Consider the following 26,647-nt stretch of genomic DNA (forward strand, 5'->3'; position numbering starts at 1 on the left):
GCCCGCTGCAATGTGTCTACCAGCCGTTCACCATTGAAACGTTGATCTCTCATCCAGACCCACGGACATCCGAGAATACGGTTTCCCGGATGATCAACGTGTGCTGTTCTGCTCAACAGCTTAGCCCCAAACGTGTCTTGGAACTCAGGGAATCCCACTAACTGGACAGAAATTCCCTTATATGAATCACGATTGCCTCCGGGAGGAGTGAAGATTCGGAAACATTGACGTATTTTGCGGACATCGGGCCACTTCCGGCCACGGTATGATATTTGGAGGCCACCAGCGGTTCAGGAGCCCGTGTTTGCTTTCGACAACCGGGACGGCATCCGCTGCGAGAACCCCAGAGCATAGAACAGAGTGACTGCCGCCGTGAGCACAACTGATACGCCCGTGAACGCTTCCCCGGCCCGGGGAAGCATCGGTACTTCCCGAAAGCTGAAGGCGTATCTGGCACTGACCAAACCCCGGGTGATCGAACTTCTCCTGGTCAGCACCCTCCCCACCATGATCTTCGCCCAGCGCGGCTTCCCCTCCATCGGTCTCATCCTGGCGACCCTCGTAGGCGGCGCTTTCGCAGCAGGCAGCGCCGGCGTGTTCAACTGCTACATCGACCGCGACATCGACAAACTGATGCACCGCACCGAAAAGCGTCCGTTGGTGACAGGCGAAGTATCCCCGCGAGAAGCCCTCGTCTTTGCGTGGGTCCTCGGCGCCGCGTCCATCGCCATCCTGTGGTTCGGTGCCAACCCGCTCTCTGCATGGCTGGGCCTGGGTGCCATCGTGTTCTACGTGGTCATCTACACCATGATCCTTAAGCGCCGCACGGCACAAAACATCGTGTGGGGCGGCGCCGCCGGCTGCTTCCCCGTCCTCATTGCGTGGGCTGCCGTTACCAACACCGTTGAGTGGCCCGCGATCGTCCTGTTCATGGTGATCTTCCTGTGGACGCCCCCGCACTACTGGCCTCTGTCCATGCGCTACGGCGAGGACTACCGCAACGCCAACGTCCCCATGCTCGGAGCCATTGCGGGCGCCAAGGTGGTTTCGGTGCAGGTGGTCCTCTACGCCTGGGCCATGGTCGCCTGCTCCTTGCTGATGATCCCCGTCGGTGGGGCTGGCTGGGTTTACACCATCGTCGCCGTGGCCGCCGGCGCGTGGTTCCTTTACGAAAGCCACGCCCTCTACAAGCGTGCGCAGGGTGGCGATGTCTCCAACAAGGGCGCCATGAAGGTCTTCCACGGTTCGATCAGCTACCTGACACTGCTCTTCATTGCTTTGGCCGTGGATCCGTTCATCGGCTCGCCACTGGTCGGCGGCTGACCCAGGCGTTCACAACCGCAGCAATAACCGACGACGTCGGCACTCACCTGAGTGCCGACGTCGTTCCGTTTCCCGCCCACGCTCGCGCACATCCCCACCGCTTCCCCCCAACGCCCAATCACATCCCCACGGCTTCCCCCAATCGCCCGATCACATTGCCAGCGCCAGTTCTCGCTGTGGCACACCCGCTCGGTGCCTCAGCGCCGCTTACGAAATAGGCTTCGGTGGAATACAGACAACACAGGGAAGGCAGTCCCGTGAACCCATGAGCGTCGAGCGGGCAATACAGAGTGTGAGCACAGACAACGACATCATCAGGCGGTGCCGGGAAAGCCCCGAAGCCTTCGGGGAGCTGTATGACCGACATGCGCCCATCATTTACCGGTATGCCGCTAGAAGGGCTGGCGACTTCGTAGCCGAGGACGTCACATCGGAAACGTTTCTCGTCGCCTGGCAGCAACTCGGAAGCTACGACCATGCCAGGGAGGATGCCCGGCCCTGGCTCTTCGGGATCGCGACGAATCTATTGCGCCATCACCACCGCGCAGAAGCCAGGATGCTGAAAACCGTTGCGAAAGCAGCATCCCCGGAGGGGCTTTCTGACGACACGGACCGGATTGCCGCGCAGGTAGATGCCACAGCGGCTACAGGGCGCCTCGCCCGGACGCTGAAAAACATGGCCGCCATTGACCGGGAAACGGTGCTCCTTTGCGCCTGGGCAGACCTGAGCTACGAGGGCATCGCCCTCGCCATGAAGGTTCCCGTGGGGACAGTGCGGTCGCGCCTGAACCGGGCCCGCCGCGTCTTGCGATCCCAGCTCGACCTTATTCTTGACGAAACGGAGAAAGACAATGGACGACTTGCAGCTGCTCCGCGAAATGCGTAGCGATATCGGCTCCGCCCCACCTGCAACCCTGGCCAGGGGCCGGGTTAGGGTCATGGCCAATATCGGCCACGACGAAACCGTTGTCGTCCGAGCCGGAGACGGCCCAGAGAGCAACGTCACCCACATCAGGTTCCGCCGCCGTATCCTGCTGGCCTCGGCGGCCGCCGCCTTGATCGTAGGCGGAATCGTCGTGGCAGACGTCGTCCGCCCCACTCCCGGAGCTACTGCCGAAGCGGCAGAGATCCTGAATAACGCCGCCCTGGCAACCATCCGGACCTCCGATCCTTTAGTAGGACCCGGACAGTATCTGAAAGTCGATACCAAGGCTGTTTACGCCAGTACCGTGGGAAGAGACGACGGAACTGCCGTCTCATGGCTCGAGACCACTGGTGGTCAGATGTACATTCCGGCGGATATTACCGGCGAATGGGTATGGAACCGGGAGCCTCGGATACCCACAACTTTTTTCGGCGAAGAGTCGCGTGCCGAGGCAGACAAACAGTCTGCTCCCCAGGACGGTCCGGTTCTCGAAGCCCCCCAACTCGTGGGGATTCTGCGGGGGAAGGCAGGGGGGTTCTATGGCGGCAGTCCAGAGCAGATTCTCGGTACACCACTTGCAGAAGCCTTCGAGACCTTCCCGCGCGAGCCCGAAAAGCTCCTGCAACTGATATACGACAGGACCAAGGGCAAGGGCCCATCAGCGGAGAGCGAAGCCTTGACGACGATAGCTTCGGCGCTTCGCACCGGCGTCATCCCCGCCGATTTGAGGGCAGCAATGTACAAGGCCGCAGCCTTGATTCCCGGAATCGTGGTGGCGGACAAACAAGCAACCCTTGACGGGCAGCAGGGAGTTGCCCTCGGAGTCTATTTTGCCGACGGCAAATTCCGCGATGACATCATTGTCGACCCCGAAACGGGACAGCTGATCGGCGAGCGAACGGTGTATCTGGTAGCCGAATCCGGCATTCCGGCCAACACGGCTGCGGCATGGACGTCTGTGAGGACGTCAGTGGTGGACTCGGCCCCTTAGGACACGCTGTCAGAAAGCATCGTGGTTCGGTTGGTCACCCTTACGGCGGCCAACCGAACCACGGCAATCGGACAAACTCCGCCCACACGAACGGGCCGTTCTACCTGACCGGACTGTGCTTGGCCACGTCCGCCGCATTGGTAGCAGCGCTCATCAGAAGTGCAGCCCCCAGCATATGAGCGCCCACCAGAAGTGCGGGAATCCCGTTGTAGTACTGGGTGAATCCAATAACCGCCTGCAGCAAAGTGACACCCAACAACAGGTAGGCCGCCGTGCGGAACGGACCGCTGATCCTGCCCCGGACCACCAGGAACACCGCGAGGAGCGTGCCGGCCGTGATGAGGTAAGCCGGAACGGCGTGGATGTGGGAGAAGAGATCCCAGTCGAGGTCGTTCCTGGGAGCATCGGCATCTCCGGCGTGCGGTCCGGCTCCTGTGACCACGACGCCGAGCATCACCGAAAGCGCTGAGAAAACGGCAACCGCCATCATCAACGGACGCGTCATCGCAGGCAGCGCGGGAAGTGCCCGGTTCATGAAGCGCCCTGTGCGCCCATAAGCCCTGTTGACCAGGAGCGTCGCGAAGACGACCAACGCCATGGAGACCAGGAAGTGCAGGCCGACAACCCATGGGTTGAGGCCGGAGAGGACGGTGATTCCGCCGATGACGGCTTGTGCGGGGATGCTGGCAAGGAGGCCGAGGGCAAGCAGGAAGAGATCCCGGCGCTGTTTGCGGAGGTTCCACAAGTACACCAGCATGAGCAGGGCGACGGCGGCAAGGGCGAAGGTCAGCAGGCGGTTGCCGAATTCGATGAAGCCGTGAACACCCATTTCCGGGGTATTCACCAGTGAGTCGCTGGTGCAACGGGGCCAGGTGGGGCAGCCCAGGCCCGACGCGGTGAGCCGCACTGCACCTCCGGTTACCACCAGGATGGTCTGCCCGATGAGGGACAACAACGCCAAGCGGCGTACGGCCGCGTTGACTTCGGTGGGCAGCTTGGACGTCCATTGCTGGACGGTTTTCGGGAGGCGCGATGCCGTGCTCACAGTTTTCTCGCTTCTTAGTTCTGCTCGGATTTGCTTAGTTCCACTTGAACCAGCGGATGGCTGCTGCGCCGGCCACGACAGTCCACAGCAGAAGGACAAGGACAGCGGGCAGGGATACGGTGCCAAGCAAGAACGCATCCCGCAGACCTTGGCCCAGGGCGCCCGAAGGCAGGAAATGCACAATGCCCTGCAGCACGGCCGGGAGTCGGTCGGCCGGAACAACGATTCCGCCCAGCGCACCGAGCAGGATCCAGAGCAGGTTGGTGATGGCGAGGGTGGCCTCGGGCCGAACAGTTCCGGCTACCAGCAATCCCAAGGCAGTAAAGGCTGCAGCGCCAAGGATCAGCAGGCCCAACCCGGGAAGCCAGGCTTCCGGACGGGGCTGCCATCCGAGGAAGCCGGCCACCACTCCCACAACCACCACCTGAAGGAACAGGACCACCAGCACGGCGAGGATCTTCCCGGCGATAAGGCCGCCCCTGCCCAAAGGCGTGGTGGAAAGGAACCGAAGAACCCCATACCGCCGATCAAACCCCGTGGCGATGCCTTGTCCGGTGAACGCCGTGGACATCGCGCACAGCGCCAGGATGCCAGGCGTGGCAGTGTCAACGCGGGATGGACCGAGGCCGTCCAGCAGGGGAGTGACCACCAGGCCCACCAAGGCCATGAGCGGCAGGACAATGGCCAGGATCAGTTGTTCACCGTTGCGAAGCATGGTGACAGTTTCGTACCGCCCCTGCTGCATGATCCGTCGCGGCAGGGAAGCCGGCCCTGCATTGGGAGTGAGAAGCCCGCTCATCGGAGATCCCTTCCGGAAATGTCGAGGAACACATCTTCGAGGCTTCGTGCTTCCAATCGCAACGAGGCCGGCATGATGTTCCGTTCTGCCCACCAGGCCGTCAGGCTCGCCAGGTCAGTGGGGGTGATGGCGCCCGTAATGGAATAACTTCCGGATCGCGATTCGGTGACACGGAGCGCACCGCCAACAACACCAGTGAAGTCCAGTCCGGCCGGGGCATCAAAGTACAGCGTCCGGTCCGTCGACGCCGGATCCGCTGAGTGGTCATGTCTGAGGAGCTCAGCCACGGTTCCCTCGGCCACGTTATGGCCGCCGTCGATGATGTAGACGTAGTCCGCCAGCCGCTCGGCGTCGTCCATCAGGTGAGTGGTGAGTACGATCCCCATGCCGGCGTCGCGCAGTTCGGCAATGAGGTCGAAGACCATTTGCCTCGACTGCGGATCCAGCCCGGCGCTGGGTTCATCGAGGAACAGAATCTCCGGGTTTCCCACCAGTGCCGCTGCCAACGCAAGGCGCTGCTTCTGGCCGCCCGACAGCCGCCGTACCCCGGTTCTGCTGAACTGGTTGATGCCCAGCCGTTCGACCAGGGCGTCGACGTTCATGGGGTTGTTGTACATGCCAGCGACGTGCCGCAGCAGCGGGATAGGACGGGCCGACGGCGGCAAGCCACCGTCCTGGAGCATCACGCCTACCCGGGAACGCAAGTCCGCACCAGCTGTATCGGGGTCCGCTCCCAAGAGGGAGATTTTGCCACCCGTTCGTTTCTGCAGGCCTTGGGCGCATTCGAGGGTGGTGGTTTTTCCGGCCCCGTTGGCACCCAGAAGAGCGGTGACCTGGCCGCGCTCAGCCACCAGGGAAATGCCACTGACGACCCGCAGCATTTTGCCGTCGAGGGAAGCCAGTGGGCCTACGTCCTTGATCAGTCCATCTATGATGAGGACGGGAGATTCGGGTGATCGCACCAAAGTATTCTACGTGAAGTAGTACGGTCACACTTTGCGGGGAACCAAGGTCAGTCTTGCCTTACTGGATGCATGAAACAAATTACGACATGATTGTGTTGTGTATTCCATGAGCAGTCCAATATCCATGCCTCCAAAGCGGCATGCTGCAGCGGCGGAGGCCTTTGGCGCCCCGCCCTCGCTGCCGGACGCGGATGACCGCACCCGTGACCGCGTCCTCAGCGCCGTCCTCGAGAATGGCCCTGTCAGCGCGGCCGAGTTGGGGGATCTTCTCGGATTCACCCCCGCCGCCGTCCGCAGGCACCTGGACCACCTGGAACGCAGTGGCATTATCGAAGTCAAAAGGGTAGCCAAAGCCGGTTCAGGCGCCGGTCGCCCTGCCCGCCGCTACGTGCTCAGTTCCCAGGGGCAGTCCAAACTCGGCGACGATTACCTGAACATAGCGAGTTCGGCCCTGAAACGCCTGCAGGAGCTTGCCGGCGAAGACGCTGTCCGGGAATACGCCGAGGAGCGTTTCGCGGAGATGGAACGCCGTTACGCTCCTGAGGTCCAGGCGGCAGGCGATGACATCACGGCCCGCGCAATGGCCTTGTCGAAGGCCTTGAGCCGGGACCGTTTCGTCGCCTCCGCGCATTCAATCGAAGCCAAGGCTCCCTTGCCCGCGGCTTTGTCCAGTGTCCAGCTGTGCCAGGGACACTGCCCGATCCAGCAGCTCGCAGCCCAGTTCCCGGTGTTCTGCGATACCGAAACAGCGGTGTTTTCGCGGCTGGTCGGCGTCGATGTCCGTCGACTGTCCACCCTGGCGCAAGGCGGTCACGTCTGCACCACCCACATACCTACCGGGCGACCGGCTGCCACTGTACCCCCAAGTACGGCAGAGCAGTCCGCAAGCCTGTCCCAGGAATCAAACAACCAGCAAGAAAGGCCGTGATGACGGGTCAATTAGCTGAAGGAACAGCAGAGAAGGCGGTAGCTGACGGCACTGTGATCTCGGAGATTCTGGAGAAGAATCCCGAGCTGCACGGAATCGGCAACTACGAGTACGGCTGGGCCGACAAGAACGACGTTGGCGCCAACGCCCGTCGTGGCCTCGACGAGGAGGTTGTCCGTGACATCTCCGACAAGAAGAGCGAGCCCGAATGGATGCTCGATCTCCGCCTCAAGGGTCTGAAGTACTTCGACCGCAAGCCCATGCCCACCTGGGGTGCAGACCTCTCGGGCATCGACTTCGACAACATCAAGTACTTCGTGCGCTCCACCGAGAAGCAGGCAGCGACGTGGGAAGACCTTCCCGAGGACATCCGGAACACCTACGAAAAGCTGGGCATCCCGGAAGCTGAGCGCAGCCGCCTGGTCTCCGGTGTCGCGGCCCAGTACGAGTCCGAGGTTGTCTACCACCAGATCCGCGAGGACCTGGAGGCCCAGGGCGTAATCTTCCTGGACACCGACACCGCTTTGAAGGAACACCCGGAAATCTTCCAGGAGTACTTCGGCACGGTCATCCCCGTGGGCGATAACAAGTTCGCTTCCCTGAACACGGCCGTTTGGTCCGGTGGCTCGTTCGTCTACGTTCCCAAGGGCGTCCACGTGGACATCCCGCTGCAGGCTTATTTCCGTATCAACACGGAAAACATGGGCCAGTTCGAGCGCACGCTGATCATCGCCGATGAAGACTCATACGTGCACTACATCGAAGGCTGCACGGCTCCGATCTACACCTCGGACTCGCTGCACTCCGCAGTGGTGGAAATCATCGTGAAGAAGGGCGCCCGCGTCCGCTACACCACCATCCAGAACTGGTCCAACAACGTGTACAACCTGGTCACCAAGCGTGCCATCTGCGAAGAGGGCGCCACCATGGAATGGGTCGATGGCAACATCGGCTCGAAGGTGACCATGAAGTACCCGGCTGTCTACCTCGTTGGTGAGCACGCCAAGGGCGAGACACTGTCGATCGCGTTCGCAGGCGAAGGCCAGCACCAGGACACCGGTTCCAAGATGGTGCACATCGCACCGAACACCAAGAGCTCCATCATCTCCAAGTCGGTTGCCCGTGGTGGCGGCCGGGCAGCGTACCGTGGCCTGGTCCAGGTCCGCGAAGGTGCCAAGCACTCGGCCAACACGGTACGTTGTGACGCGCTCCTGGTGGACACCATCTCCCGTTCGGACACCTACCCCTACATCGACATCCGCGAGGACGACGTCGTACTGGGCCACGAGGCAACCGTTTCCCGCGTCAGCGAAGAACAGCTCTTCTATCTGATGTCCCGCGGCATGCCGGAGGACGAGGCCATGGCCATGATCGTGCGCGGCTTCATCGAGCCGATCGCCCGTGAACTGCCCATGGAATACGCCCTCGAGCTCAACCGCTTGATTGAACTTCAGATGGAAGGATCCGTCGGTTAACAATGACTGATATCACTACTGAAAAGGCACGCATCGGCGCGCCCTCAGCGCAGCCCTTTATCGACGGCTTCACCGAAGAAGGCGAGAACCTCTCGCCCATCAACGCTGACAGTTCGACGGCGGCACAGCCCTCCAGCGGCCCTCTCGCCGGCGCTTCGGCCAAGGGCCACTCGCACGGTGGCGGCGTTGGCGTACCCGACAGCTCCCGTGCCGGCCGCCTCACCTCGTACAAGGTTGAGGACTTCAAGGCACTGACCGGCTTGGAAGAGGACTGGCGGTTCACCCCGCTGCGCCGCCTCCGCGGGCTGCACAGCGAAGCCCTGACCGGCGATGCTCCGGCAGTCTCGGTCACCGCTCCTGCCGGTGTAACGGTTGAGACCGTCGGCCGCGACGACCAGCGCATCGGCCAGGCCGGCATTCCCGAGGACCGCGTCTCCGCGAATGCCTGGGCGAACTTCAAGGAAGCCACCGTCATCACGGTTCCCTCGGAGACGTCCCTTGAGTCGGAGATCACCGTGACCCTCTCGGGTGCCGGTACGGATGCAGCCGCCCAGCATGTGGTTGTTGTGGCTGAGAAGTTCTCCAAGGCCGTCCTGGTCCTGGGCCATGAAGGTACCGCCGTCGTGTCCGAGAATGTGGAGATCGTTCTTGAGGACGGCGCGGAGCTGACCGTTGTCTCGCTGCAGGAGTGGAACGACGATTCCGTCCACGCTTCATCGCAGCAGGCAAAGATCGGCCGCGACGCCAAGTTCAAGCACATTGTGGTCAGCCTCGGTGGCGACCTCGTCCGTGTCACGCCGACGGCCCGTTTCGCAGCCCCCGGCGGCGAAGTGGAGCTCTTTGGCCTGTACTTCGCCGACGCCGGCCAGCACCTTGAGCACCGCACCTACGTTGACCACGGTCAGCCCAACTGCGTGTCCAACGTGCTGTACAAGGGTGCACTGCAGGGCAAGGGTGCGCACACCGTCTGGGTTGGCGACGTCCTCATCCAGAAGAACGCCGAGGGCACTGACAGCTACGAGAAGAACCAGAACCTGGTGCTGACCGATGGCTGCCGCGCGGACTCCGTTCCCAACCTGGAGATCGAAACGGGCCTCATCGAAGGAGCCGGCCACGCAAGCGCCACCGGCCGCTTCGACGACGAGCACCTGTTCTACCTGATGGCACGCGGTATCCCGGAAGATGTTGCCCGCCGACTGGTGGTCCGCGGCTTCCTCAACGAGATCATCCAGAAGATCAAGGTACCGGCCATCGAAGAACGACTGACCGATGCCGTTGAGCGCGAGCTCGCCGAAACCGACAACTAAAGTCCATCCATCAACAAGGACAGGCCAACAGGACAAGCATGAGTGATCACATCAAGGGCGAACTGGTGTGTAACGCCAATGACATCAAGGTCAAGCAGGCGTTGCGCGTCCTGATCGATGACTACCCCGTAGCCATCGTCAAGGACTCGATGGGCGAGATCCACGCCGTCGGAGACACCTGCTCGCACGCTGACATCTCGTTGTCCGAGGGAGAGGTCGAGGGCTGTGCGATCGAATGCTGGGGACACGGTTCCCAGTTCGACCTGCGCAGCGGCCAGCCCCTCCAGTTACCTGCCTACGACCCCGTCCCCGTTTTCGCCGTCACCATCGACGGCGAAGACGTGTACGTGGACGTGACCAACGTTGTGAACGGCGCTCCCGTCAACAATTACTGAGCGCCAAGTACCGCCAGACTTACGAACGGAAAGAAAGAAGAGCATGTCTACTCTTGAGATCAAGGACCTGCACGTCAGCATCGAGACGGAGCAGGGCACCAAGGAGATCCTGAAGGGCGTCAGCCTGACCCTCAGGACCGGCGAGACCCACGCGATCATGGGCCCCAACGGCTCTGGCAAGTCAACCCTTGCCTCCACCATCGCCGGCCACCCGCGCTACACGGTCACCAGCGGCAGCATCACCCTGGACGGTGAAGATGTCCTGGAGATGAGCGTCGACGAGCGTGCCCGCGCCGGAGTCTTCCTGGCCATGCAGTACCCGGTAGAGGTTCCGGGCGTCACCATGACCAACTTCCTGCGGACGGCCAAGACCGCGATCGACGGCGAGGCTCCGGCCCTCCGCACGTGGACCAAGGACGTCAAGGCAGCCATGCAGCAGCTGCGCATCGACGCCGACTTCGCCCAGCGCAACGTCAACGAAGGCTTTTCCGGCGGCGAAAAGAAGCGCGTCGAGATCCTTCAGCTCGAACTCTTCAAGCCCAAATTTGCTGTACTTGACGAGACCGACTCCGGTCTCGATGTCGACGCCCTCAAGGTAGTCTCCGAAGGCGTCAACCGTGCGCACGCACAGGGCAACATGGGCACGCTGCTCATCACCCACTACACCCGTATCCTCCGTTACATCAAGCCTGACTTCGTTCACGTTTTCGTTGACGGCAAGGTTGTCGAAGAGGGCGGTCCCGAGCTTGCAGACCGCCTCGAAGAAGAGGGCTACGACCGTTACGCCGCAGGTGCCGGCGTCGCTGTTGCTCCTGCCCCGCAGGCCTAGTTAGGATCACCTTATGACCGAAATCAACGCTGCGCGCACCAGCCTCGAGGACGTCGAGGAAGCGCTCAAGGACGTCATCGACCCCGAGCTTGGGGTGAACGTCGTTGACTTGGGCCTTTTGTACGGCCTTAAGTACTCCGACGACGACGGCGCCCTCCTGATCGACATGACCCTCACCACGGCGGCCTGCCCGCTGACGGACGTGTTGGAAGAACAGGTTGGCAAGTCCTTGGACGGCATCGTCGATGACTGGCGCCTGAACTGGGTATGGATGCCGCCATGGGGTCCTGAACGGATCACCGACGACGGCAAGGACCAGATGCGGGCACTCGGCTTCAACATCTGATCAGGAATTTCGTCCGCTCACGCGGGCAAAAAGGAAGGGTTCCGGGCATTGCGCCCGGAACCCTTCCTTGTCTTTTGAGACAGTAGCCCTTATGGGGTGGCAACTCCGAAGGTGTCGCACTTGTTGATATCGCCGGTGCTGTAGCCCTGCGAGAACCATTTCTGACGCTGCGCGCTGGAACCATGGGTCCACGACTCTGGTGAAACCCTCCCGGTTGCGGCCTTCTGGATCCTGTCGTCGCCCACCGCGGAAGCAGCAGACAACGCGTCCTGCAGATCCTGCTGCGTGATGGGATCCAGGAAGGGCTTGCCGGTTGCGGGGTCGGCCTGCGTCGAGGCGTAGCGGACCCAGAGGCCGGCATAGCAATCTGCCTGCAGCTCCACGCGAACTCCACCGGACTGCGGACCCTGTGGATCCTGCTGTGCGCGGTCGAGGTTGCCAAGGATGTTCTGGATGTGGTGGCCGAATTCATGCGCCACGACGTACTCCTGGGCCAGCGGTCCACCCGAGGATCCAAAGCGGGTAACCAGCTCGTCAAAGAAGCCCGGATCGAAATATGCCTTGACGTCGGCCGGGCAGTAGAAGGGCCCGACAGCGGTTGTGGCTTGGCCGCATCCGGTGCTCGTTACCTGGTCGAAGATAACGGTTCCGGGCTTGGTGTATTTCACGTTGTACTGTGCAAGGTAGCCGGGCCAGAAGGCGTTCAGGCTGTTGACTGTGCCGGTGATCCGGCAGTCGAGCCGTTTGTCGGCGTCCGCACCGGTCTTGCATTCCTGCACACCGCCTGTACCGCTGCCGTTTTCAATGGCAGGAGGCGCGGTTCCGCCGCCGCCAAGGTCCCCAAGGATGTTGGGGTTGATACCAAAGAGGGCCAGCAGCAGCACTACGATGCCTCCGCCGATGCCACCACCGATCTTGGTTCCCCTCCCCATACCACTGCCACGTCGGTCCTCCACTTGGGACGGGTCAAGCTGCGCGCCATCATTGAAACTCATACAGTCAGAATAGACGTCACTTTTGCTGCTGAGCGCCGGACACTGCCGTAAAATTGGCTGGATGCCTTTCCTGGACAAACTTCACCTTTGGGCTGATGAGCGCCCGCACGACACCGCCGTCGTCGTGGGCAGCAGCCGGATCACCTGGGGCGGACTCCGTGAGGCAGCGACGCAGCTGCTGGGTGGCACCGGATCCACCACAGTCCTTGCCGAGCCCAACTCTGTTCGCTTCGTTGAGCGTTATGCAGCCGCGGTCGCGGGGGAGCGGCGCTGCGCTGTGCTGGACCCTCTGTGGCCTGCTCCGGTGATTGAGGAAGTTGCCGCCCGCATCGTGGACTCAGGGCCTGCCCGCGAGGAAGACCTTGTGGACGGAGACCCCTCGAGCACCTTCCTGGTAGGCCTGACGTCAGGCACAACCTCAGTGCCCAAGGCCTTCACCCGTTCCCGGCGCTCCTGGCAGGTCTCTTTCGAGGCCTCAATGCAGTTCTTCGGCCTTTCCCCAGATGACCACACCCTGGCTCCTGGCCCTCTCTCGGCAAGCCTCAATCTCTATGCCCTGTCCGAGTGCCTCTACGCGGGCGCCGCCTTCCACACTCTGGAATCATTCGATGTCGGGGACGCGCATGCGGCAATCAGCCATGACGGCATCACCCGCTTGGTGCTGGCACCGACCATGCTGCGCTTGCTGAGCGAACGTGGCCTGGCCGGCGACGTGGACGCCTCAGGAATCCGCAGCATCATTTGTGCAGGCTCCAAATTGGACGCACGCACCCTGGAGGCCGCCCGGCGTTGGGCGCCGAACGCCGCGATTTATGAATACTACGGCGCCTCTGAGCTTAGTTTCGTATCCGGTACCCGCTTGTCCGCAGGTGAGCCGCTGGATGCCGGGGGTACCGGTATTGGGAGCCCGTTTCCTGGCGTGGAGCTGCGCATCCTGGATGACGCCGGCAACTCCTTGCCCGACGGCAGGCACGGGAACATCAGCGTGCGCAGCGGCATGGTCAGCAACGGCTACCTGTGGGGCGATGACGGGCAGGCTCTGCGATGCCTTGATGGTTGGTACACCGTAGGGGACCAGGGCTACCTGCGTGATGGAATTCTCCACATCCTGGGGCGGCGTTCGGACATGATCGTCACTTCCGGGAAAAACGTGTATCCCCATGAGGTGGAACTGGCCCTGGCCTCTGTTCCGGGCATCGAGGTTGCGGTCGCCGCGGGAGCACCGGACGACATCCGCGGCGAGAGAGTGATTGCCGGCGTCGTTCCTGCCTATGGTGCCGTGACAGCCATGCAGCTCCGCACGGGACTTGACGGTCTGTTGGCGCGGGACAAGTGGCCGCTGCAGTATTACCTTCTGTCCGAGCTGCCGATGACCGACCGCGCCAAGGTCAGCCGGAAGGTGCTCCTGGACTGGATCAAGAACCACGACCCCCGGGCGCAACTCCTTGGCTAGCGGAGCGCCGGTAACCGACCCGTCCCGCAGGCCCGTCATCATCGCTGCGCTCCGGACACCAATATGTCGGGCCAATGGACAACTCAAACAGCTCACCGCACCTGAACTGTTGGCGCCGGTGCTGCGGGCGCTGCTGGAAACCTCGGGATTGGACCCCGCGGCCATTGACGATGTCATCATCGGCAACGCAGTGGGCGGAGGCGGGAACCTCGCCAGGTACGCCGCGCTCGAAGCCGGATTGCCCGTCACCGTACCGGGACTCACCGTTGACCGGCAGTGCGGCTCTGGTCTGGACGCCATCGCCTTGGCGTCCAGGTTGGTGGCTGCCGGCGGTGATCCGGTGTTCCTTGCCGGCGGCGTGGAAAGCATCAGTACCGCCCCCGCAAGGGCCAACAGAAACGACGACGGCGGCCTGGACTTCTATTCACGGGCCACCTTCGTGCCGCAAGAGTTCGGCGACCCGGACATGGGTGTCGCCGCGGAAAAGGTCGCCACGACCTTTGGCGTGTCCCGCGAGCAGCAGGATGAATACGCTCTTAGAAGCCATCGCCGCGCCGTGGAGGCCGTGGCAAAGGGCAAGTTCTCCGGCGAGATCGTCCCGCTGGCCGGCAGGGGCGCGTCCGTAACAGCCGACGACGGCCCAAAAGCTTCGCTGCGGCCCGCCCTCATGGGGCGGTTCCCGGCAGCGTTCGTACCCGGCGGAACCGTCACGGCTGCAAACTCCTGCTTCGACGCGGACGCGGCCTCCGCCGTCGTCGTGACGTCGCTGGCCCGGGCCCGCACGTTGGGTGCGGTGGACGCCCTTGAAGTGCACGGCAGTGAAACCAGCGGTGTTGATCCGAACCTGCTTGGAATCGGTGCCGGGTACGCAGCCGAACGCTTGCTTGCCCGCCACGGAGTGTCAGCCGACGAACTGGACCTTATTGAGTTCAATGAGGCGTTCGCTTCGCAGACCATCGCGTGCCTGGAGCACATAGGCGTTGATCCCGCGAAAGCGAACCTTGAGGGGGGTGCGCTGGCCCTGGGACATGGTTACGGTACGTCCGGTGCCGTACTGGTGACGCGTTTGTTGTCTCAGGCCCGAGCCCTCTATCAAGAGACAGGAACAGCTGCCCTCGGGTTGGCGATGATCAGTATCGCCGGTGGCATGGGCACCGCCGGCCTGCTGCGTTACACCCGTTTATAGTTCCACCTGGTTGTTCTCGGTCACGGCGTTTCGTCTGCCTCTCCGAGTCCTCGGGCGGCCAGGGCGTCGCCGGTCTGGCGGGCGTACGCCACGGTGGTGATGAAGACCGGCAGGACCAAAGCCCGTGGGTTCCGCTCAAGGCCGCGGGCGCGGGCTGAGTCCCGCACGTCGGCGAAGGCTCCGGCAATGAAGGGGATGCTCCTGAGCATCACGGCGATGGTCAGGGCGAACCGCTCAGGGTCGGCGCCGAACCTGCGGAAGGGTTTGGATAGGGACACCACTCCGTCCAGCAATTCCTGAACAGAAGTGGTGGCTGTCAGTACCGACGCAGCCACGACGCAGACCAGGATATTGAGCACGATGCGGGCCGCTGTAGGGCCACCCAACTGCCACCACTGGAAAAGGCCGATTACCAGGAGTATGGGCGCGACCATCCAGAGGGTACGCAACAGCCGTTTGGTTCCCGCTCCGCTGAGGAGGAACAGCGCGGTCATGATTGCAAAGGCGGCCAAGGATATGGCCCAGTCCACAATCAGGAAGGAGGCCGTCCCGCAGGCCACCACCCCAAGGAACTTCAGCCAGAGGGGAGTGCGGTGGATCAAGGAATTGCCTGCAACATAGTTGGCCATCAGGAAACCGTGGCCCCTCACTGCGATGTGCCTTCCAACCGCAGTGCATCGAGTGAAGCCGCGCACAAAACACGGTAATGGTCGACGCCTTCGGCCGCTCCGCCGTCGAACACTATGCGGCCGTCTTCCACCACCAGTACCCGGTCCATGTCCAGGGCCAGATCGAGGTCATGCGTGGACATGATGACCTGCTGTTCGAGTCCGGCCAGGGTCCGGCGCAAGAGCTCGCGGTTGCGCAGATCCAGCAGGGTTGAAGGCTCGTCGAGGACCAGAACCCCAGGATTCACGGCCAGCACCGCGGCGAGGGCCAACAACTGCCGCTCTCCGCCCGAGAGCTCGTAGATGCTCTGGTCTGCCAGCCGGAGAAGGCCAAAGCGGTCCAGGACCTCTTCAGCACGCGTGGCCCGTTCTTTGGAGTTCTTGATGGAGCGGCGCAGGGACAGCTCGACGTCTTCCCGGCCAGTAGGCATAACCAGTTGGGACAAAGGATCGGTGAAGACGAAACCAACGTTCGCCCGGACCCGCCGGACGTCTGAACGCGTGTTGTGACCATGCACCACGACGCTTCCATCAGAGGGCTCCACCAGGCCGTTCAGGAGGCGCAGAAAGGTGGACTTGCCCGAGCCGTTGGCACCGATGACGCCAATCCGGCGCTCGGTGAGCTCCAGGGAAACGTCCTGCAGCAGGGTTTTGGGTCGATCACTGGTGTCTACGGCAACCCGCACCGAGACTCCGCTGAAACTGATGGCGCCCATGTCCCTATTTGACCCGACGTACCAGGACGTCGGAGAAAGCCTTGTGGATGGCCACAGCGATCACCACAGCCAGGACGTTCTTGAGCGTATCCCCTGGAAGGAACGGCAGATCGGCCAGGAGCGCCTTGCCGAAGTCCAGCTTGGCGTTGACCATCATGCCCAGGATGCCCAGACCGTGGACGATCACGATGCTGCTGGCCATGGCTGCGGCAAAGAGCCACAGTCCGCGGAACTTGACGGTTCTGCGGATCACGACGCCGGCAAGGTAACCGGTTGCCGCTGCCGCCAGCGGGAAGGCGATGATGTACCCGGCTGACGGGCTGGCAAGGATCCCCAATCCACTGCGGCCGCCGCTGAAGATGGGCAAGCCTGCCAGGCCCAGGAGGACATAAAGCCCGACGGCGGCAAAACCGCGGCCGGCGCCAAGAACCAGTCCGCTCAGCATGACCGTCAGGGTCGCCAAGGTGATTGGCACGCCAAGTGCCCCTACCGGAATGCCTGGAACAATCGACGACACCGCCACGAGGGCGGCAAAAACGGCGATGAGGCCGAGATCGGTTGCGTTCCAGCGTTTGCGTGAGGCGGCGGGCCGCTGCACAGTGACGTTTGCAGAAGTGGCGTCGGCAGCTGTGGCGTCGGCAGCTGTGGCGTCGGCTGCTGCGGCGGAGTCGGTCTTGCTCATGACAGGTCCTAACGGATCAAAGTGGTGCGATGACATGTGGATGTTTCCCCTGGCTTCGAGAATACGGATGCGCAGCGCAGGGGATTTTGGAGCCTCCCTACAAGGGTGTTCGGTGGTTCTTTGGATGTTGGCACAAGTTCCGCTGCCGGAGGACGATGTCGGCCCGCGTCCAGGGTGCCGGTAGACTTGGACAGGCTGTTCTCACAGCCATACCCCGCCGCAGTCATTGGGCCCACCGGCCCCGCAGGCGTTCCCCATTGAAAGGCATCACCCGAATTGATTACCGTCCAGGAACTCGAACTCCGCGCCGGCGCACGCCTGCTCATGGACCAGGTCAACTTCAGGGTGGACAAGGGCGACAAGATCGGCCTTGTCGGACGCAACGGTGCCGGCAAGACAACCCTCACTCGCGTCTTGGCAGGAGAGGGCCTGCCTGCCGGCGGGAAAGTGACCCGCAGCGGTGAAATCGGCTACTTGCCCCAGGATCCCAGGACCCCTGACATGGAGCAGCTCGCACGGGACCGGATCCTCTCGGCACGAGGCCTGGATGTTGTCGTGGGCAAACTCAAGAAAGCCCAGCAGGAGATGGCCAGCGAGGACGCGAATGTCCAGCGCAAAGCCATGAGCCGGTACGACCGCCTCGAAGCGGAGTTCCTGGCCGGTGGTGGGTACGCCGCCGAAGCCGAAGCTGCCGCGATCTCCTCCAACCTTGCGCTCCCTGAGCGCATCCTCAACCAGCCGTTGAAGACCCTCTCCGGTGGTCAACGCCGCCGTGTAGAGCTTGCCCGCATCCTCTATTCGTCCGCTGAGACGCTGCTGCTCGATGAACCCACCAACCACTTGGACGCGGATTCCATCACCTGGCTTCGCGACTTCCTGAAGGACCACCAAGGCGGCCTCATCGTGATCAGCCACGACGTGGAACTGCTTGAAGCCACCGTCAACAAGGTCTACCACCTGGATGCCAACCGGGCACAGATCGATTACTACAACATGGGTTGGAAGCGTTACCTCCAGCAGCGTGAAACCGACGAGCGCGCCCGGAAGCGCGAGCGTGCCAACGCAGAGAAGAAGGCCCAAGTCCTGATCGACCAGGCCAACAAGATGCGTGCCAAGGCCACCAAGGCCGTTGCGGCACAAAACATGGCCAAGCGCGCTGAACGGCTGCTTGGCGGACTCGAGGCGGTTCGCGAAAACGATCGCGTCGCAGCCCTGCGCTTCCCGGATCCTTCGCCGTGCGGCAAGACGCCGCTCACTGCGGAGGGCCTGAGCAAGTCCTATGGTTCCCTGGAAATCTTCACGGATGTGGACTTGGCCATCGACCGTGGTTCCAAGGTGGTTATCCTCGGGCTCAACGGTGCCGGCAAGACCACCCTGCTGCGCATGCTGGCCGGCGTCGACAAACCCGATACCGGAGACATCATCCCGGGCCATGGTCTCAAGGTGGGCTACTACGCCCAGGAGCATGAAACCCTTGACCACGAGCGCACCGTACTGGAAAACATGCGGTCCTCGGCACCGGATATGAAGGACGCCGAAGTCCGGGGGATCCTGGGTTCGTTCCTGTTCTCGGGAGACGACGTCGACAAGCCTGCAGGCGTTCTGTCCGGTGGTGAGAAGACGCGCCTGGCCCTGGCCACGATCGTGGCATCGAGTGCCAACGTGCTGCTCCTGGACGAGCCCACCAACAACCTCGACCCGGCCAGCCGCGCCGAAATTCTTGGTGCGCTCAAGAACTACACCGGCGCCGTCGTCATGGTCAGCCACGATGAAGGTGCTGTGTCAGCGCTGAACCCGGAGCGCGTGGTGCTGCTTCCGGATGGAGTCGAGGACCACTGGAACGAGGATTACCTGGACCTCATCACGCTGGCCTAGCCGCAGCGCCAGGGCTACCGGACGCGGAGTTCTTCCGCGCCGGTAATCCGGGCCAGTTCCTGGTAAGTGATCGAGAACATCGAGTGGTGGTCTCCGGCGCCTGCCCAGAGCACCGGGTGATCCTGAAGCGAGGCGTCCAGAATTGTCCTTATCGGCGCTGGATGGCCCACGGGTGCAACACCGCCCACTTCCTGTCCGGTGTGCTGGAGGACAAAGTCCGGCGTCGCGCGGCGGATCTTTGCTGTCCCCAATTGGGTCGCCACCAGCGCCGTGTCCACTTTGGCCGCTCCGCTGGCAAGGATGAGCAGCGGGCCGCCGTCGAGCTCGAAGATCAGGCTGTTGGTAATGGCGGCGACGTCGCATCCCAGGACCGTCGCGGCTGCAGCGGCAGTGGGCACGTGCGTCTCGAAAATCCGGACGGTGTCTTCAACTCCCGCTGTGGTCAACGCCGACTTCACGTTCAGGACGGGAGCAGGAATGTTCTCAGTAGCCTTGGGCATCCAGGATGGCGTCTTCCTCTTCTTCGGACGTTGGCCGTTTGCCCTTCCGGGGTGCTGGAGCACGTTTGCGCGGGACGGCACCGGCTGCCACGATCTGCTCGTCTTCCTCGTCCTCGGCGTCGATGGCTGCGTTGCGCGCCTGCTGGCGGGCAGCGTAGCCGAACCCGATAAACATCAACACTCCGAAGGCGAACCACTGCAGGGAGTAGGAGAGGTGGGTGCCTTCTTCCGTGGCCGGCTTGGGGAACGGCGTTGGCATGGGCTGCACCGCAGGGGTCTCGCTGGCGAGCTGCCCATAGGCGCCGGTGGCGATGGGGTATGGGAGTTCCGTGGCAAAGCTTGCCAGGTCGATGGACGCGAGCTGGCCTTCGACCGCTCCACGGTCCAACTTTGGCTCCGCCGGCTTAAGGCGGGCGATAACGGTGACCTCGCCAGCCGGCGGTGCCGGGACGACGTCGGGACGGCCAGGAGTGTTGTTGCCGATCGGCAGCCAGCCGCGGTCGATCACCACTGCCTGGCCTGTAGTGAGGCGGAAGGGAACCACGACGTCATAACCTGGCTGGCCATTCAACGGACGGTTGCGGACTACCCGCTGCCCTTCGGTGTCGTAGGTGCCCCGAAGCTGGACCTGGGTCCACTCCCGTTCAGGATCCAGTGCGTCGAACTGGTCCTTGATTTCGGCGTAGGGGACCGGTGTCGCCGAATAGTTGCTGACAACCCGGTTAATTTCGGCCAGTGTTTCCGCCCGGCGATCCATCTGCCAGCGGCCCAGGAACACACACGCAGTAGCGAAGATGACGGCCAAGACGAAGTACCCCAGCCATTTGCTGGAGAAAAGGAAGCGATACATTCAGTGAGCCTCGTTCGCTGGTGAACCGTTGGCGGTTGAGTCGTCCGCGAATCGCACGGTCTCTTTCCAGAGGCCACGGGTCTGCAGATAATCTTCAAGCCATTCCCGGTGGTCACCGCACGAAAGCCACACCTTGCGCCGCTCCGGCGTGTGGATGCGCGGGTTGTTCCACAGGAGTTGCCACTGGGCATCCAGGCGGCACCCCTTTCGGGAGCACGTGGCCGTGCCGGTGGCGCGCGCCGATTCCTGGCCGGCCAAGCCTGCGCCGCCAAGGTTGAAGATATTCATGAAGCCGCCCGTTCGTCGCCGGGGTGCCCGGCCTGTCCTGCATGTTTTTCCGTGTTTGGTTCCGCTTCACCGTCGGCAAGCGGCTCATCGACCAACTCGCCCTGAAGCACCGTCGGCGCCGGATCGTACGCGTCGTCCCCGGGCTCGTCCGAACCTCCGATTTCAGGGACCGCAACGTAGTCGAGGAGGGATTCGCTGTGGTCCTCGGCCTTGTCATTGCCGTTGGCGATGACCACGGCGAACCACGGCAGGAAGACCGCTCCTGCGATGGCGATGATTTTGAACCAGCCGTCCACAACGAAAATCAGGATGATGCAGACCATGCGGATGCCCATTGCGACCGCGTACTTGATCATCCGCTCGCGCATATCCTCGGAGTGGGCGGCTGCGGCGTCAGTGATGCTGTGCACTTCGGGGTCGCTTGAGACAGCGTCCGGTTCCCCGGGCACACGCTGCAGGGGACTGTTCTCTCGTGTCACAACTGAATCATCACGCTCCAAAGGCCTCTTCCAATTCTCTCACCAACACCGTGACCGCCCAAACCGCGCAGATGGCTGGTTACCCGCGGGTTGCTTCGGCCGCCAGATAAGATCGAGACAGGAAAATCCCTCTTCACAGCGGCCTTCGATGACCGCAGAACCTGGAGCGAAAGTATGTCTGAAGCAGTATCCACCGGTCGCAGCGTCCTTATTACCGGCGGCAACCGAGGCATCGGCTTGGCCATTGCCGAATCCTTCCTTGCCAATGGTGACAAGGTGGCCGTTACCTACCGAAGTGAAACAGAGCTGCCTGAAGGAATCCTGGGGGTCAAGGCAGACGTCACGGATGAGGCCTCCATTGACGCAGCGTTCAAGACTGTTGAAGAGGCGCACGGTCCGGTCGAAGTCCTCGTGGCCAACGCGGGCATCACCAAGGACACGCTCCTGTTGCGCATGAGCGAGGCCGATTTCACCTCCGTGCTGGACACCAACCTGACCGGGGCATTCCGGGTGATCAAGCGTGCTTCCAAGGGGATGATCAGACTTCGCAAGGGGCGCGTCGTCCTGATCTCATCGGTTTCCGGCCTCTATGGCGCACCTGGCCAGATCAACTACTCCGCCTCCAAGGCCGGCATGGTGGGCATCGCACGTTCATTGACGCGTGAGCTGGGCAGCCGGGGAATCACCGCCAACGTGGTGGCGCCCGGGTTCATCAACACGGACATGACGGCTGAACTTCCCGAAGAGACCCAGAAGTCTTACCTCGCCAACGTACCGGCGGGCCGTTTTGCGGAGGCGTCGGAAGTCGCCGACGTGGTGCGCTGGGTAGCCAGTGACGAAGCTGCCTACATCTCCGGCGCCGTAATTCCCGTCGACGGCGGCCTCGGGATGGGCCACTGACCCACTACCCGAATCACTGGTTATTGTCCGGAGCCAACAACGGATTTCATGTCTGCCGCTGGCATGATGGAGTTCGATCCCTCGAAATTTGGATGAACTGAACAAAAGGAGCACGAATGGGAACGCTGGATAACAAGACCGCGATCGTCACTGGGTCTTCCCGCGGAATCGGCGCTGAAGTTGCCAAGATCCTCGCTGGCGAGGGTGCCGCCGTCGTCGTCAATTACCGCCAGAAGGCGCCCCGCGCCAACAAGGTTGTGGCTGAAATCCAGGCCGCCGGCGGCCGTGCTGCAGCCGTAGGCGCCGACCTCACCACGGACGAGGGCGTACACGCTTTGGCCAGCACGGCGATGGAGCAGTTCGGATCCCTTGATGTCCTGGTGCTCAATGCCTCCGGTGGCATGGAGACCGGCATGGAGGAGGGCTACGCCCTCAAACTGAACCGCGATGCCCAGATCAACATGCTCAACGCTGCCGTGCCGCTGATGCCCGAAGGTTCGCGCGTGGTCTTTGTGACCAGCCACCAGGCACATTTCGTGGAGACTGTCCCCACGATGCCTGAGTACGAGCCCGTTGCCAAGAGCAAGCGCGCGGGGGAGGACGCTCTGCGCGCGCTGCTGCCCAGCCTCGCGGACAAGGGCATCTCGCTCGTGGTCGTTTCCGGCGACATGATCGAAGGGACCGTCACGGCAACGCTTCTTGACCGGTCGAACCCGGGCGCCATCGAGGCCCGCCGGGCTGAAGCGGGCAAGCTGTACTCGGTGGAAGAATTCGCCGCCGAAGTTGCCAAAATGGTGACCGCTGACGTCCAGTCGGGTCACACCGAGTATGTCGGTGGCTCGGATTACTTCAGCAAGAGCGCTGAATAGACCCTGATTTATTGACTGCGGCCCGGGAATTCGTCCCGGGCCGCAGTCGTTTAACAACCACAGAGTGACGATCTGATAAATTTTGAAGCTTTTCGCGTCACGAATTGCCAATAGTTGTTTTATTCTCCTTTTTTGCCTTAATTCAGTTGATCTGATTGAGTCGGCACAGCACCCGTAACATCCATTGCACGGCAATGTGCCGGCGTGCCCTGCGCGCTGCTGAATTTCGACATCTGTTAGCGCATAAAAGTGAACTAGGAGCTTCTTTGGACCTGCTGTTGCATGCTGATGGTATTCACGCTTCCTACGATCAGCGACGCATCCTCAAAGGCGTTGATCTCTCGCTGCATCGCGGCGAAATACTTGGGCTGATCGGTACCAACGGGGCCGGAAAGTCCACGCTGATGGACGTCTTGTCCGGGTCTCTGCGTCACGACTCCGGGCTGGTCACTTTGGCCGGGGAGAAATTCGGACCCGATTCCCCGGATGAAGCGCAAGCGTGTGGCGTTGGGATCATTCCGCAAAACTTCCGGCTTGATCCTCAGTTGACAGTTGCCAAGGCAATCTACCGGGGCACGTTTCAAGCCTGCAAGTCCCAAGAGGATCTTCGGGGGCCGGCATTGAAGCTAATTAATGACGTGGCGATCGCCCTGGACCCGGATGCCCTGGTCGGCTCGCTCATCCGCGCGGAGCAAGCACTGGTGGAAGTCCTGAGGATGGTGGCCGAGGAAGCCCAGCTGGTCATCATGGACGAAGTGGCGGCGTCCCTTCCCGATCATGACGTCGCCACCTTGCACCAGGTACTGAGGATGCTGGTCAACCAGGGACGGGCGATCATCTACATCACCCACCGCCTGGATGAAGTCCGGTCCATTGCGCACCGCATTGCCGTGCTGCGGGACGGGAAAGTCCACACAATCCTGGAAGCCGCCAAGACCAACCCCGAAGAGCTCGCTTTCCTGCTCCTTCAGCAGAAACCTGTGGCCAGCAGCCGCCCTGCGGAACTTACCAACAGTGATGAGGCATTGCGGGTGGTAAACCTCAGCGTTGGGGACTCCGTCCGGAACGTCTCCTTCAATGTTGCCAAAGGAGAAATCTTCGGCTTGCTCGGGACTCACCAGTCGGGTGTCCAACACGTGCTGGAATGCCTCGTCGGTGTCCGGCCGAGCACTTCGGGGCAGGTATTCCTGCACGGCCAGCCTGTCCGCATCGAAGGACCTGAGGATGCGCTGCGATTGAGGATCGGATACCTCTCCGAGGATGGCGGCACGGTGGACGAACAAGCCAGTATTGCCGAGGGCCTGCGTGTGCATACAGAGGGCGAGGACCTGCGGGAAGAGATCTCAGGACTTCGTGGCGTCATTGAACTGGTGCGCCGCATGCGCATCAATACAACAAACATCCATGGCACGCTCACTACCCTGTCGGGAGGAGACCGACAGAAGGTTTCGCTCGCCAAATGGATGACTTCCGACTGCGACGTGCTAATCATGAGTCACCCCAGCCGTGGCATCGATATCGGGGCGAAGGACGTCGTCTACCAGATGCTCGACGAGCTGAGGCAGACCGGCGTCGCGATTATCCTGATGTCTTCCGACCTCACGGAACTGGTCAACTGGTGCCATCGCATCGGCGTGGTTCGCGATGGCGAAATCGTGACCATCGAGGCCAATTCCAACACCAACGAGGACGTCTTGGTTTATCACATGCTGGGAAGCGCAGCGGTGTCGGCGAACAGTGCGGCCCGCAGGGCGAAGGGCTAACAACCCCGGCGGCTCAACGAAAAGGGGCGGCCACGTGGAAAGCGGCCGCCCCATGTTCTTGCAGGGATCAGATGGTGATTCCCTTTGAGAGGTTGTTGAGCTTGTGGCGCGCCAGTGCAAGGTTCGCGTAGGTGCGGTCGAGCACCAAGTACACGAACAGCCCTTTGGACCCGCCTGAATTCAGGACGTTGATCAGGTGGTATTGCCCGTCCAGAGTAATGAGAATATCTTCTATATTGCTGTCCAGGCCGAGGTCAGCCATGGTGCGCAGCTTCGCGCTAACCACATTTGAGTTTCCGGCAGCGGCAACGCCGAGATCGAATCCCGGACTTCCCCCTTGAGCCAGAGCCATGCCACTGGAGTAATCGACGACTGCCGCCCCTGTGGCGCCTTCAATGGACAGCAATTGCTTTATAGCTTCATCAAGCGTGCTCATGTAGCTTTCTTCCTGTTGAGTAATGTCTTCGGAGGAATACGCGGCATGACCGGAGAGGAGTTCAGGGAAGGTCATGAAACCTTCATCCTTCGAATAGACACGCGGCTCTGTAGATTCCGCGGCCCCGCTGGCTTTCCACCATTTCCACGTTCGTTTCGCATGGTTCACTTTCGGACTCTGCGCTTCCCTTATGACCGGCCATCGCCTACCTCACGGTACAACCCCAAGAATATGCACAAATACAGTTTAATAACCACCGCAATTCCAATGGTTCATGATGTGCGTGGATAAGGCCAAGGATTGATAACAATCAAATAAATTGCTTCGATTTCGGCGTCACGAATTCATGATGAGTGTTTCTCGTTGCTGTGGCATGGATGGTCACTGGAGGGGGCACCACGGGGCGCCGCGAGGAGAAGGGGGGATGCAGGAGTTTTCCCTTGCGCCTTCGGAGTAACACTGCCGCAAGTGGAACGAGGACGAGCACGGCAACGAGCCCAAAGAGAGCGGTCGCCATCGCGCCGATCACGACCACGACCATAAGGCTGATGTGGACAGCCGTGGAGTCCACCCCGGCCGCATCCATCGTCGCACCAAAGTGTGTTTGCTGAAATTCCATCTTCCGCTCCTGGGGATCGTGTTGCTGCGAGTCACCAGAAACGTGGGACATGAGCACCCATCGTGTCGCGAAAGTTCGGAAGTTATTGGGGCTTGGCCCTCAGACGTTGGCGATGTGCCGCACTGCGTCCAGGAAGGGCATATTGATCGCGGCGTCAGCCACGGCGCGAACTGCAGGCTTTGCGTTGAACGCTACGCCGATGCCGGCCGCCCCCAGCATGTCGAGGTCGTTCGCACCGTCGCCGACTGCGATGGTGTGCTCCAGGTCGATCCCCTCGGCAGCGGCCCACTGGCGCAGGTACTTCTCCTTGGCTGCCCGGTCGATGACAGCACCCAGGACTTTGCCCGTGAGCGCACCGTCCACGATTTCGAGCTCATTGGCGATCCAAAAATCAAGCCCCAGTTCTTCGGCAATGGGGCCCAGGATTTGGTTGAAGCCGCCGGAAACAACCGCCACAACGTGACCGGCCTTCTTGAACGCGGCCACGAGTTCTGCCGCACCCAGACTTAGGCGCACTTCCTCACGCACGGAATCCACGACGGCGGCCGGCAAGCCCGCCAGTACGGCGACACGGGCATGCAGGCTCTGGGCGAAGTCAAGCTCGCCCCGCATGGCAGCTTCTGTAACTGCCGCAACTTCTTCGCGCTTGCCGGCGTAGGCAGCCAGCAGCTCGATGACTTCCTGTTGGATAAGCGTGGAGTCCACATCCATGATGAGAAGCTTGCGCCCTGCCTGCCGGAGCCCTGTGGGGACCAGGGCAGTATCGGTGCCGGTCACAGCCGACCCGGCCACCCGGCGTCGAAGGTCGGACAGCGCGTCCGGTGAATCAAGCCGCACGTCTACATCAGCCGTGTGGACGGCAAAGCGCTCGTCGCCGGTCTGTGATTCCGCGGACACTTCCGCACCGGCGTCGGCCAGCACCTTGCGCACGCCATCGAGCGATTCAGGGGACAAATTCACGCCATAGCTGACCGCAGCCAAGTTCGAAGTCATGGCCTCAATCCTATCGATCGGCCTCCTTCCTCCCGAATCTGTTTCGC

29 protein-coding genes are annotated in these 26,647 nt (G+C 62.0%); 15 read left to right on the plus strand and 14 right to left on the minus strand.

The features are described 5' to 3' along the window. Positions 1 to 360: 360 nt before the first annotated feature. The 3 genes from ACFUOZ_RS02245 to ACFUOZ_RS02255 all read left to right on the plus strand — a co-directional run bounded on the left by ACFUOZ_RS02245 (position 361) and on the right by ACFUOZ_RS02255 (position 3,239). Positions 361 to 1,323 carry a heme o synthase gene (locus ACFUOZ_RS02245; protein ID WP_377544301.1) on the plus strand — a complete coding sequence of 321 codons (963 nt, stop codon included), beginning with the start codon at positions 361 to 363 and terminating at the stop codon, positions 1,321 to 1,323. Positions 1,324 to 1,615: 292 nt separating this feature from the next. After that, positions 1,616 to 2,209 (plus strand): RNA polymerase sigma factor, encoded by a 594-nt coding sequence (locus tag ACFUOZ_RS02250; protein ID WP_377544304.1) that lies wholly within the window; start codon positions 1,616 to 1,618, stop codon positions 2,207 to 2,209. Further along, complete coding sequence (locus ACFUOZ_RS02255; RefSeq protein ID WP_377544306.1) at positions 2,175 to 3,239, plus strand: CU044_5270 family protein; 1,065 nt, start codon at positions 2,175 to 2,177, stop codon at positions 3,237 to 3,239. The genes ACFUOZ_RS02250 and ACFUOZ_RS02255 overlap by 35 nt, the downstream gene beginning before the upstream one ends. A gap of 100 nt (positions 3,240 to 3,339) precedes the next feature. Here the strand turns inward: ACFUOZ_RS02255 and ACFUOZ_RS02260 are convergent, their stop codons facing one another. The 3 genes from ACFUOZ_RS02260 to ACFUOZ_RS02270 are packed head-to-tail and all read right to left on the minus strand — an operon-like array spanning position 3,340 to position 6,045. After that, positions 3,340 to 4,284, minus strand: a complete 945-nt coding sequence (locus tag ACFUOZ_RS02260) for a heme A synthase (protein ID WP_377544309.1) — start codon at positions 4,282 to 4,284, stop codon at positions 3,340 to 3,342. Between the two features lie 34 nt (positions 4,285 to 4,318). Beyond that, a complete protein-coding gene (locus ACFUOZ_RS02265) occupies positions 4,319 to 5,083 on the minus strand; it encodes an ABC transporter permease (RefSeq protein WP_377544312.1) in 765 nt (254 codons plus the stop codon). Beyond that, complete coding sequence (locus ACFUOZ_RS02270; protein ID WP_377544315.1) at positions 5,080 to 6,045, minus strand: ABC transporter ATP-binding protein; 966 nt, start codon at positions 6,043 to 6,045, stop codon at positions 5,080 to 5,082. The genes ACFUOZ_RS02265 and ACFUOZ_RS02270 overlap by 4 nt, the downstream gene beginning before the upstream one ends. A 109-nt stretch (positions 6,046 to 6,154) precedes the next feature. Here ACFUOZ_RS02270 and ACFUOZ_RS02275 point away from each other — a divergent pair, with 109 nt between their 5' ends. The 6 genes from ACFUOZ_RS02275 to ACFUOZ_RS02300 are packed head-to-tail and all read left to right on the plus strand — an operon-like array spanning position 6,155 to position 11,328. Further along, the gene (locus tag ACFUOZ_RS02275) at positions 6,155 to 6,976 is read left to right on the plus strand and encodes a helix-turn-helix transcriptional regulator (RefSeq protein WP_377544318.1); all 822 of its coding nucleotides are present in this window, start codon (positions 6,155 to 6,157) and stop codon (positions 6,974 to 6,976) included. Beyond that, positions 6,976 to 8,451, plus strand: coding sequence for a Fe-S cluster assembly protein SufB (gene sufB, locus ACFUOZ_RS02280; protein ID WP_144658782.1), 1,476 nt, complete (start codon positions 6,976 to 6,978; stop codon positions 8,449 to 8,451). Before ACFUOZ_RS02275 ends, sufB begins: the two co-directional genes overlap by 1 nt. Positions 8,452 to 8,453: 2 nt before the next feature. Beyond that, positions 8,454 to 9,758: a Fe-S cluster assembly protein SufD gene (gene sufD / locus ACFUOZ_RS02285; protein WP_377544322.1), complete on the plus strand. Its 1,305-nt coding sequence runs from the start codon at positions 8,454 to 8,456 to the stop codon at positions 9,756 to 9,758. A 38-nt stretch (positions 9,759 to 9,796) separates the two neighbouring features. Beyond that, positions 9,797 to 10,153, plus strand: coding sequence for a non-heme iron oxygenase ferredoxin subunit (locus ACFUOZ_RS02290; protein WP_144658784.1), 357 nt, complete (start codon positions 9,797 to 9,799; stop codon positions 10,151 to 10,153). A 43-nt stretch (positions 10,154 to 10,196) separates the two neighbouring features. Continuing rightward, a complete protein-coding gene (sufC, locus tag ACFUOZ_RS02295; RefSeq protein WP_377544325.1) occupies positions 10,197 to 10,982 on the plus strand; it encodes a Fe-S cluster assembly ATPase SufC in 786 nt (261 codons plus the stop codon). A 13-nt stretch (positions 10,983 to 10,995) separates the two neighbouring features. Next, positions 10,996 to 11,328 (plus strand): metal-sulfur cluster assembly factor, encoded by a 333-nt coding sequence (locus tag ACFUOZ_RS02300; RefSeq protein WP_144658786.1) that lies wholly within the window; start codon positions 10,996 to 10,998, stop codon positions 11,326 to 11,328. Positions 11,329 to 11,417: 89 nt separating this feature from the next. Here ACFUOZ_RS02300 and ACFUOZ_RS02305 read toward each other — a convergent pair whose 3' ends face one another. Then, on the minus strand, positions 11,418 to 12,323 hold the full coding sequence (locus ACFUOZ_RS02305) for a neutral zinc metallopeptidase (protein WP_377544329.1): 906 nt from the start codon (positions 12,321 to 12,323) through the stop codon (positions 11,418 to 11,420). Positions 12,324 to 12,384: 61 nt separating this feature from the next. On the opposite strand from ACFUOZ_RS02305, the gene ACFUOZ_RS02310 reads away from it, so the two are divergent. Then, the gene (locus ACFUOZ_RS02310; protein ID WP_377544332.1) at positions 12,385 to 13,776 is read left to right on the plus strand and encodes a class I adenylate-forming enzyme family protein; all 1,392 of its coding nucleotides are present in this window, start codon (positions 12,385 to 12,387) and stop codon (positions 13,774 to 13,776) included. Then, on the plus strand, positions 13,769 to 14,962 hold the full coding sequence (locus ACFUOZ_RS02315) for a thiolase family protein (protein WP_377544335.1): 1,194 nt from the start codon (positions 13,769 to 13,771) through the stop codon (positions 14,960 to 14,962). Before ACFUOZ_RS02310 ends, ACFUOZ_RS02315 begins: the two co-directional genes overlap by 8 nt. Positions 14,963 to 14,982: 20 nt before the next feature. On the opposite strand, the gene ACFUOZ_RS02320 is transcribed toward ACFUOZ_RS02315, so the two are convergent. The 3 genes from ACFUOZ_RS02320 to ACFUOZ_RS02330 are packed head-to-tail and all read right to left on the minus strand — an operon-like array spanning position 14,983 to position 17,028. Next, the gene (locus ACFUOZ_RS02320) at positions 14,983 to 15,612 is read right to left on the minus strand and encodes an energy-coupling factor transporter transmembrane component T family protein (RefSeq protein ID WP_377544338.1); all 630 of its coding nucleotides are present in this window, start codon (positions 15,610 to 15,612) and stop codon (positions 14,983 to 14,985) included. Further along, a complete protein-coding gene (locus ACFUOZ_RS02325) occupies positions 15,609 to 16,346 on the minus strand; it encodes an energy-coupling factor ABC transporter ATP-binding protein (protein ID WP_377544341.1) in 738 nt (245 codons plus the stop codon). Before ACFUOZ_RS02325 ends, ACFUOZ_RS02320 begins: the two co-directional genes overlap by 4 nt. A gap of 4 nt (positions 16,347 to 16,350) precedes the next feature. Then, positions 16,351 to 17,028 (minus strand): biotin transporter BioY, encoded by a 678-nt coding sequence (locus ACFUOZ_RS02330; RefSeq protein ID WP_377544344.1) that lies wholly within the window; start codon positions 17,026 to 17,028, stop codon positions 16,351 to 16,353. A gap of 276 nt (positions 17,029 to 17,304) precedes the next feature. On the opposite strand from ACFUOZ_RS02330, the gene ACFUOZ_RS02335 reads away from it, so the two are divergent. Further along, entirely contained in the window at positions 17,305 to 18,903 is a 1,599-nt protein-coding gene (locus tag ACFUOZ_RS02335; protein ID WP_262274984.1) for an ABC-F family ATP-binding cassette domain-containing protein, read from the plus strand. 14 nt (positions 18,904 to 18,917) lie between these two features. Here the strand turns inward: ACFUOZ_RS02335 and ACFUOZ_RS02340 are convergent, their stop codons facing one another. Genes ACFUOZ_RS02340 through ACFUOZ_RS02355 form a run of 4 tightly spaced genes read right to left on the minus strand, consistent with a single transcriptional unit; the run spans position 18,918 to position 21,041 of the window. Further along, a complete protein-coding gene (locus ACFUOZ_RS02340; RefSeq protein WP_377544348.1) occupies positions 18,918 to 19,403 on the minus strand; it encodes a YbaK/EbsC family protein in 486 nt (161 codons plus the stop codon). Further along, complete coding sequence (locus ACFUOZ_RS02345; RefSeq protein ID WP_377544351.1) at positions 19,387 to 20,253, minus strand: SURF1 family protein; 867 nt, start codon at positions 20,251 to 20,253, stop codon at positions 19,387 to 19,389. The genes ACFUOZ_RS02340 and ACFUOZ_RS02345 overlap by 17 nt, the downstream gene beginning before the upstream one ends. After that, complete coding sequence (locus ACFUOZ_RS02350; RefSeq protein ID WP_377544354.1) at positions 20,254 to 20,541, minus strand: hypothetical protein; 288 nt, start codon at positions 20,539 to 20,541, stop codon at positions 20,254 to 20,256. Further along, positions 20,538 to 21,041 (minus strand): DUF3099 domain-containing protein, encoded by a 504-nt coding sequence (locus tag ACFUOZ_RS02355; RefSeq protein WP_377544357.1) that lies wholly within the window; start codon positions 21,039 to 21,041, stop codon positions 20,538 to 20,540. The genes ACFUOZ_RS02350 and ACFUOZ_RS02355 overlap by 4 nt, the downstream gene beginning before the upstream one ends. A 153-nt stretch (positions 21,042 to 21,194) precedes the next feature. Here ACFUOZ_RS02355 and fabG point away from each other — a divergent pair, with 153 nt between their 5' ends. From fabG to ACFUOZ_RS02370, 3 genes are all read left to right on the plus strand, one after another. Next, positions 21,195 to 21,920 carry a 3-oxoacyl-ACP reductase FabG gene (gene fabG, locus ACFUOZ_RS02360; RefSeq protein WP_377544360.1) on the plus strand — a complete coding sequence of 242 codons (726 nt, stop codon included), beginning with the start codon at positions 21,195 to 21,197 and terminating at the stop codon, positions 21,918 to 21,920. Positions 21,921 to 22,036: 116 nt separating this feature from the next. Further along, a complete protein-coding gene (locus tag ACFUOZ_RS02365; protein ID WP_377544363.1) occupies positions 22,037 to 22,789 on the plus strand; it encodes an SDR family oxidoreductase in 753 nt (250 codons plus the stop codon). Between the two features lie 266 nt (positions 22,790 to 23,055). Further along, positions 23,056 to 24,552, plus strand: a complete 1,497-nt coding sequence (locus tag ACFUOZ_RS02370; protein ID WP_377544366.1) for an ATP-binding cassette domain-containing protein — start codon at positions 23,056 to 23,058, stop codon at positions 24,550 to 24,552. A 67-nt stretch (positions 24,553 to 24,619) separates the two neighbouring features. On the opposite strand, the gene ACFUOZ_RS02375 is transcribed toward ACFUOZ_RS02370, so the two are convergent. From ACFUOZ_RS02375 to serB, 3 genes are all read right to left on the minus strand, one after another. Then, positions 24,620 to 25,063 carry a hypothetical protein gene (locus ACFUOZ_RS02375; RefSeq protein ID WP_377544369.1) on the minus strand — a complete coding sequence of 148 codons (444 nt, stop codon included), beginning with the start codon at positions 25,061 to 25,063 and terminating at the stop codon, positions 24,620 to 24,622. Between the two features lie 235 nt (positions 25,064 to 25,298). Beyond that, complete coding sequence (locus ACFUOZ_RS02380; protein ID WP_377544372.1) at positions 25,299 to 25,607, minus strand: hypothetical protein; 309 nt, start codon at positions 25,605 to 25,607, stop codon at positions 25,299 to 25,301. Positions 25,608 to 25,706: 99 nt separating this feature from the next. Then, positions 25,707 to 26,600, minus strand: a complete 894-nt coding sequence (gene serB, locus ACFUOZ_RS02385; protein WP_377544375.1) for a phosphoserine phosphatase SerB — start codon at positions 26,598 to 26,600, stop codon at positions 25,707 to 25,709. Positions 26,601 to 26,647 lie beyond the last annotated feature (47 nt).

The sequence above is a fragment of the Paenarthrobacter sp. NPDC057355 genome (assembly GCF_042667405.1).
Lineage (GTDB): Bacteria > Actinomycetota > Actinomycetes > Actinomycetales > Micrococcaceae > Arthrobacter.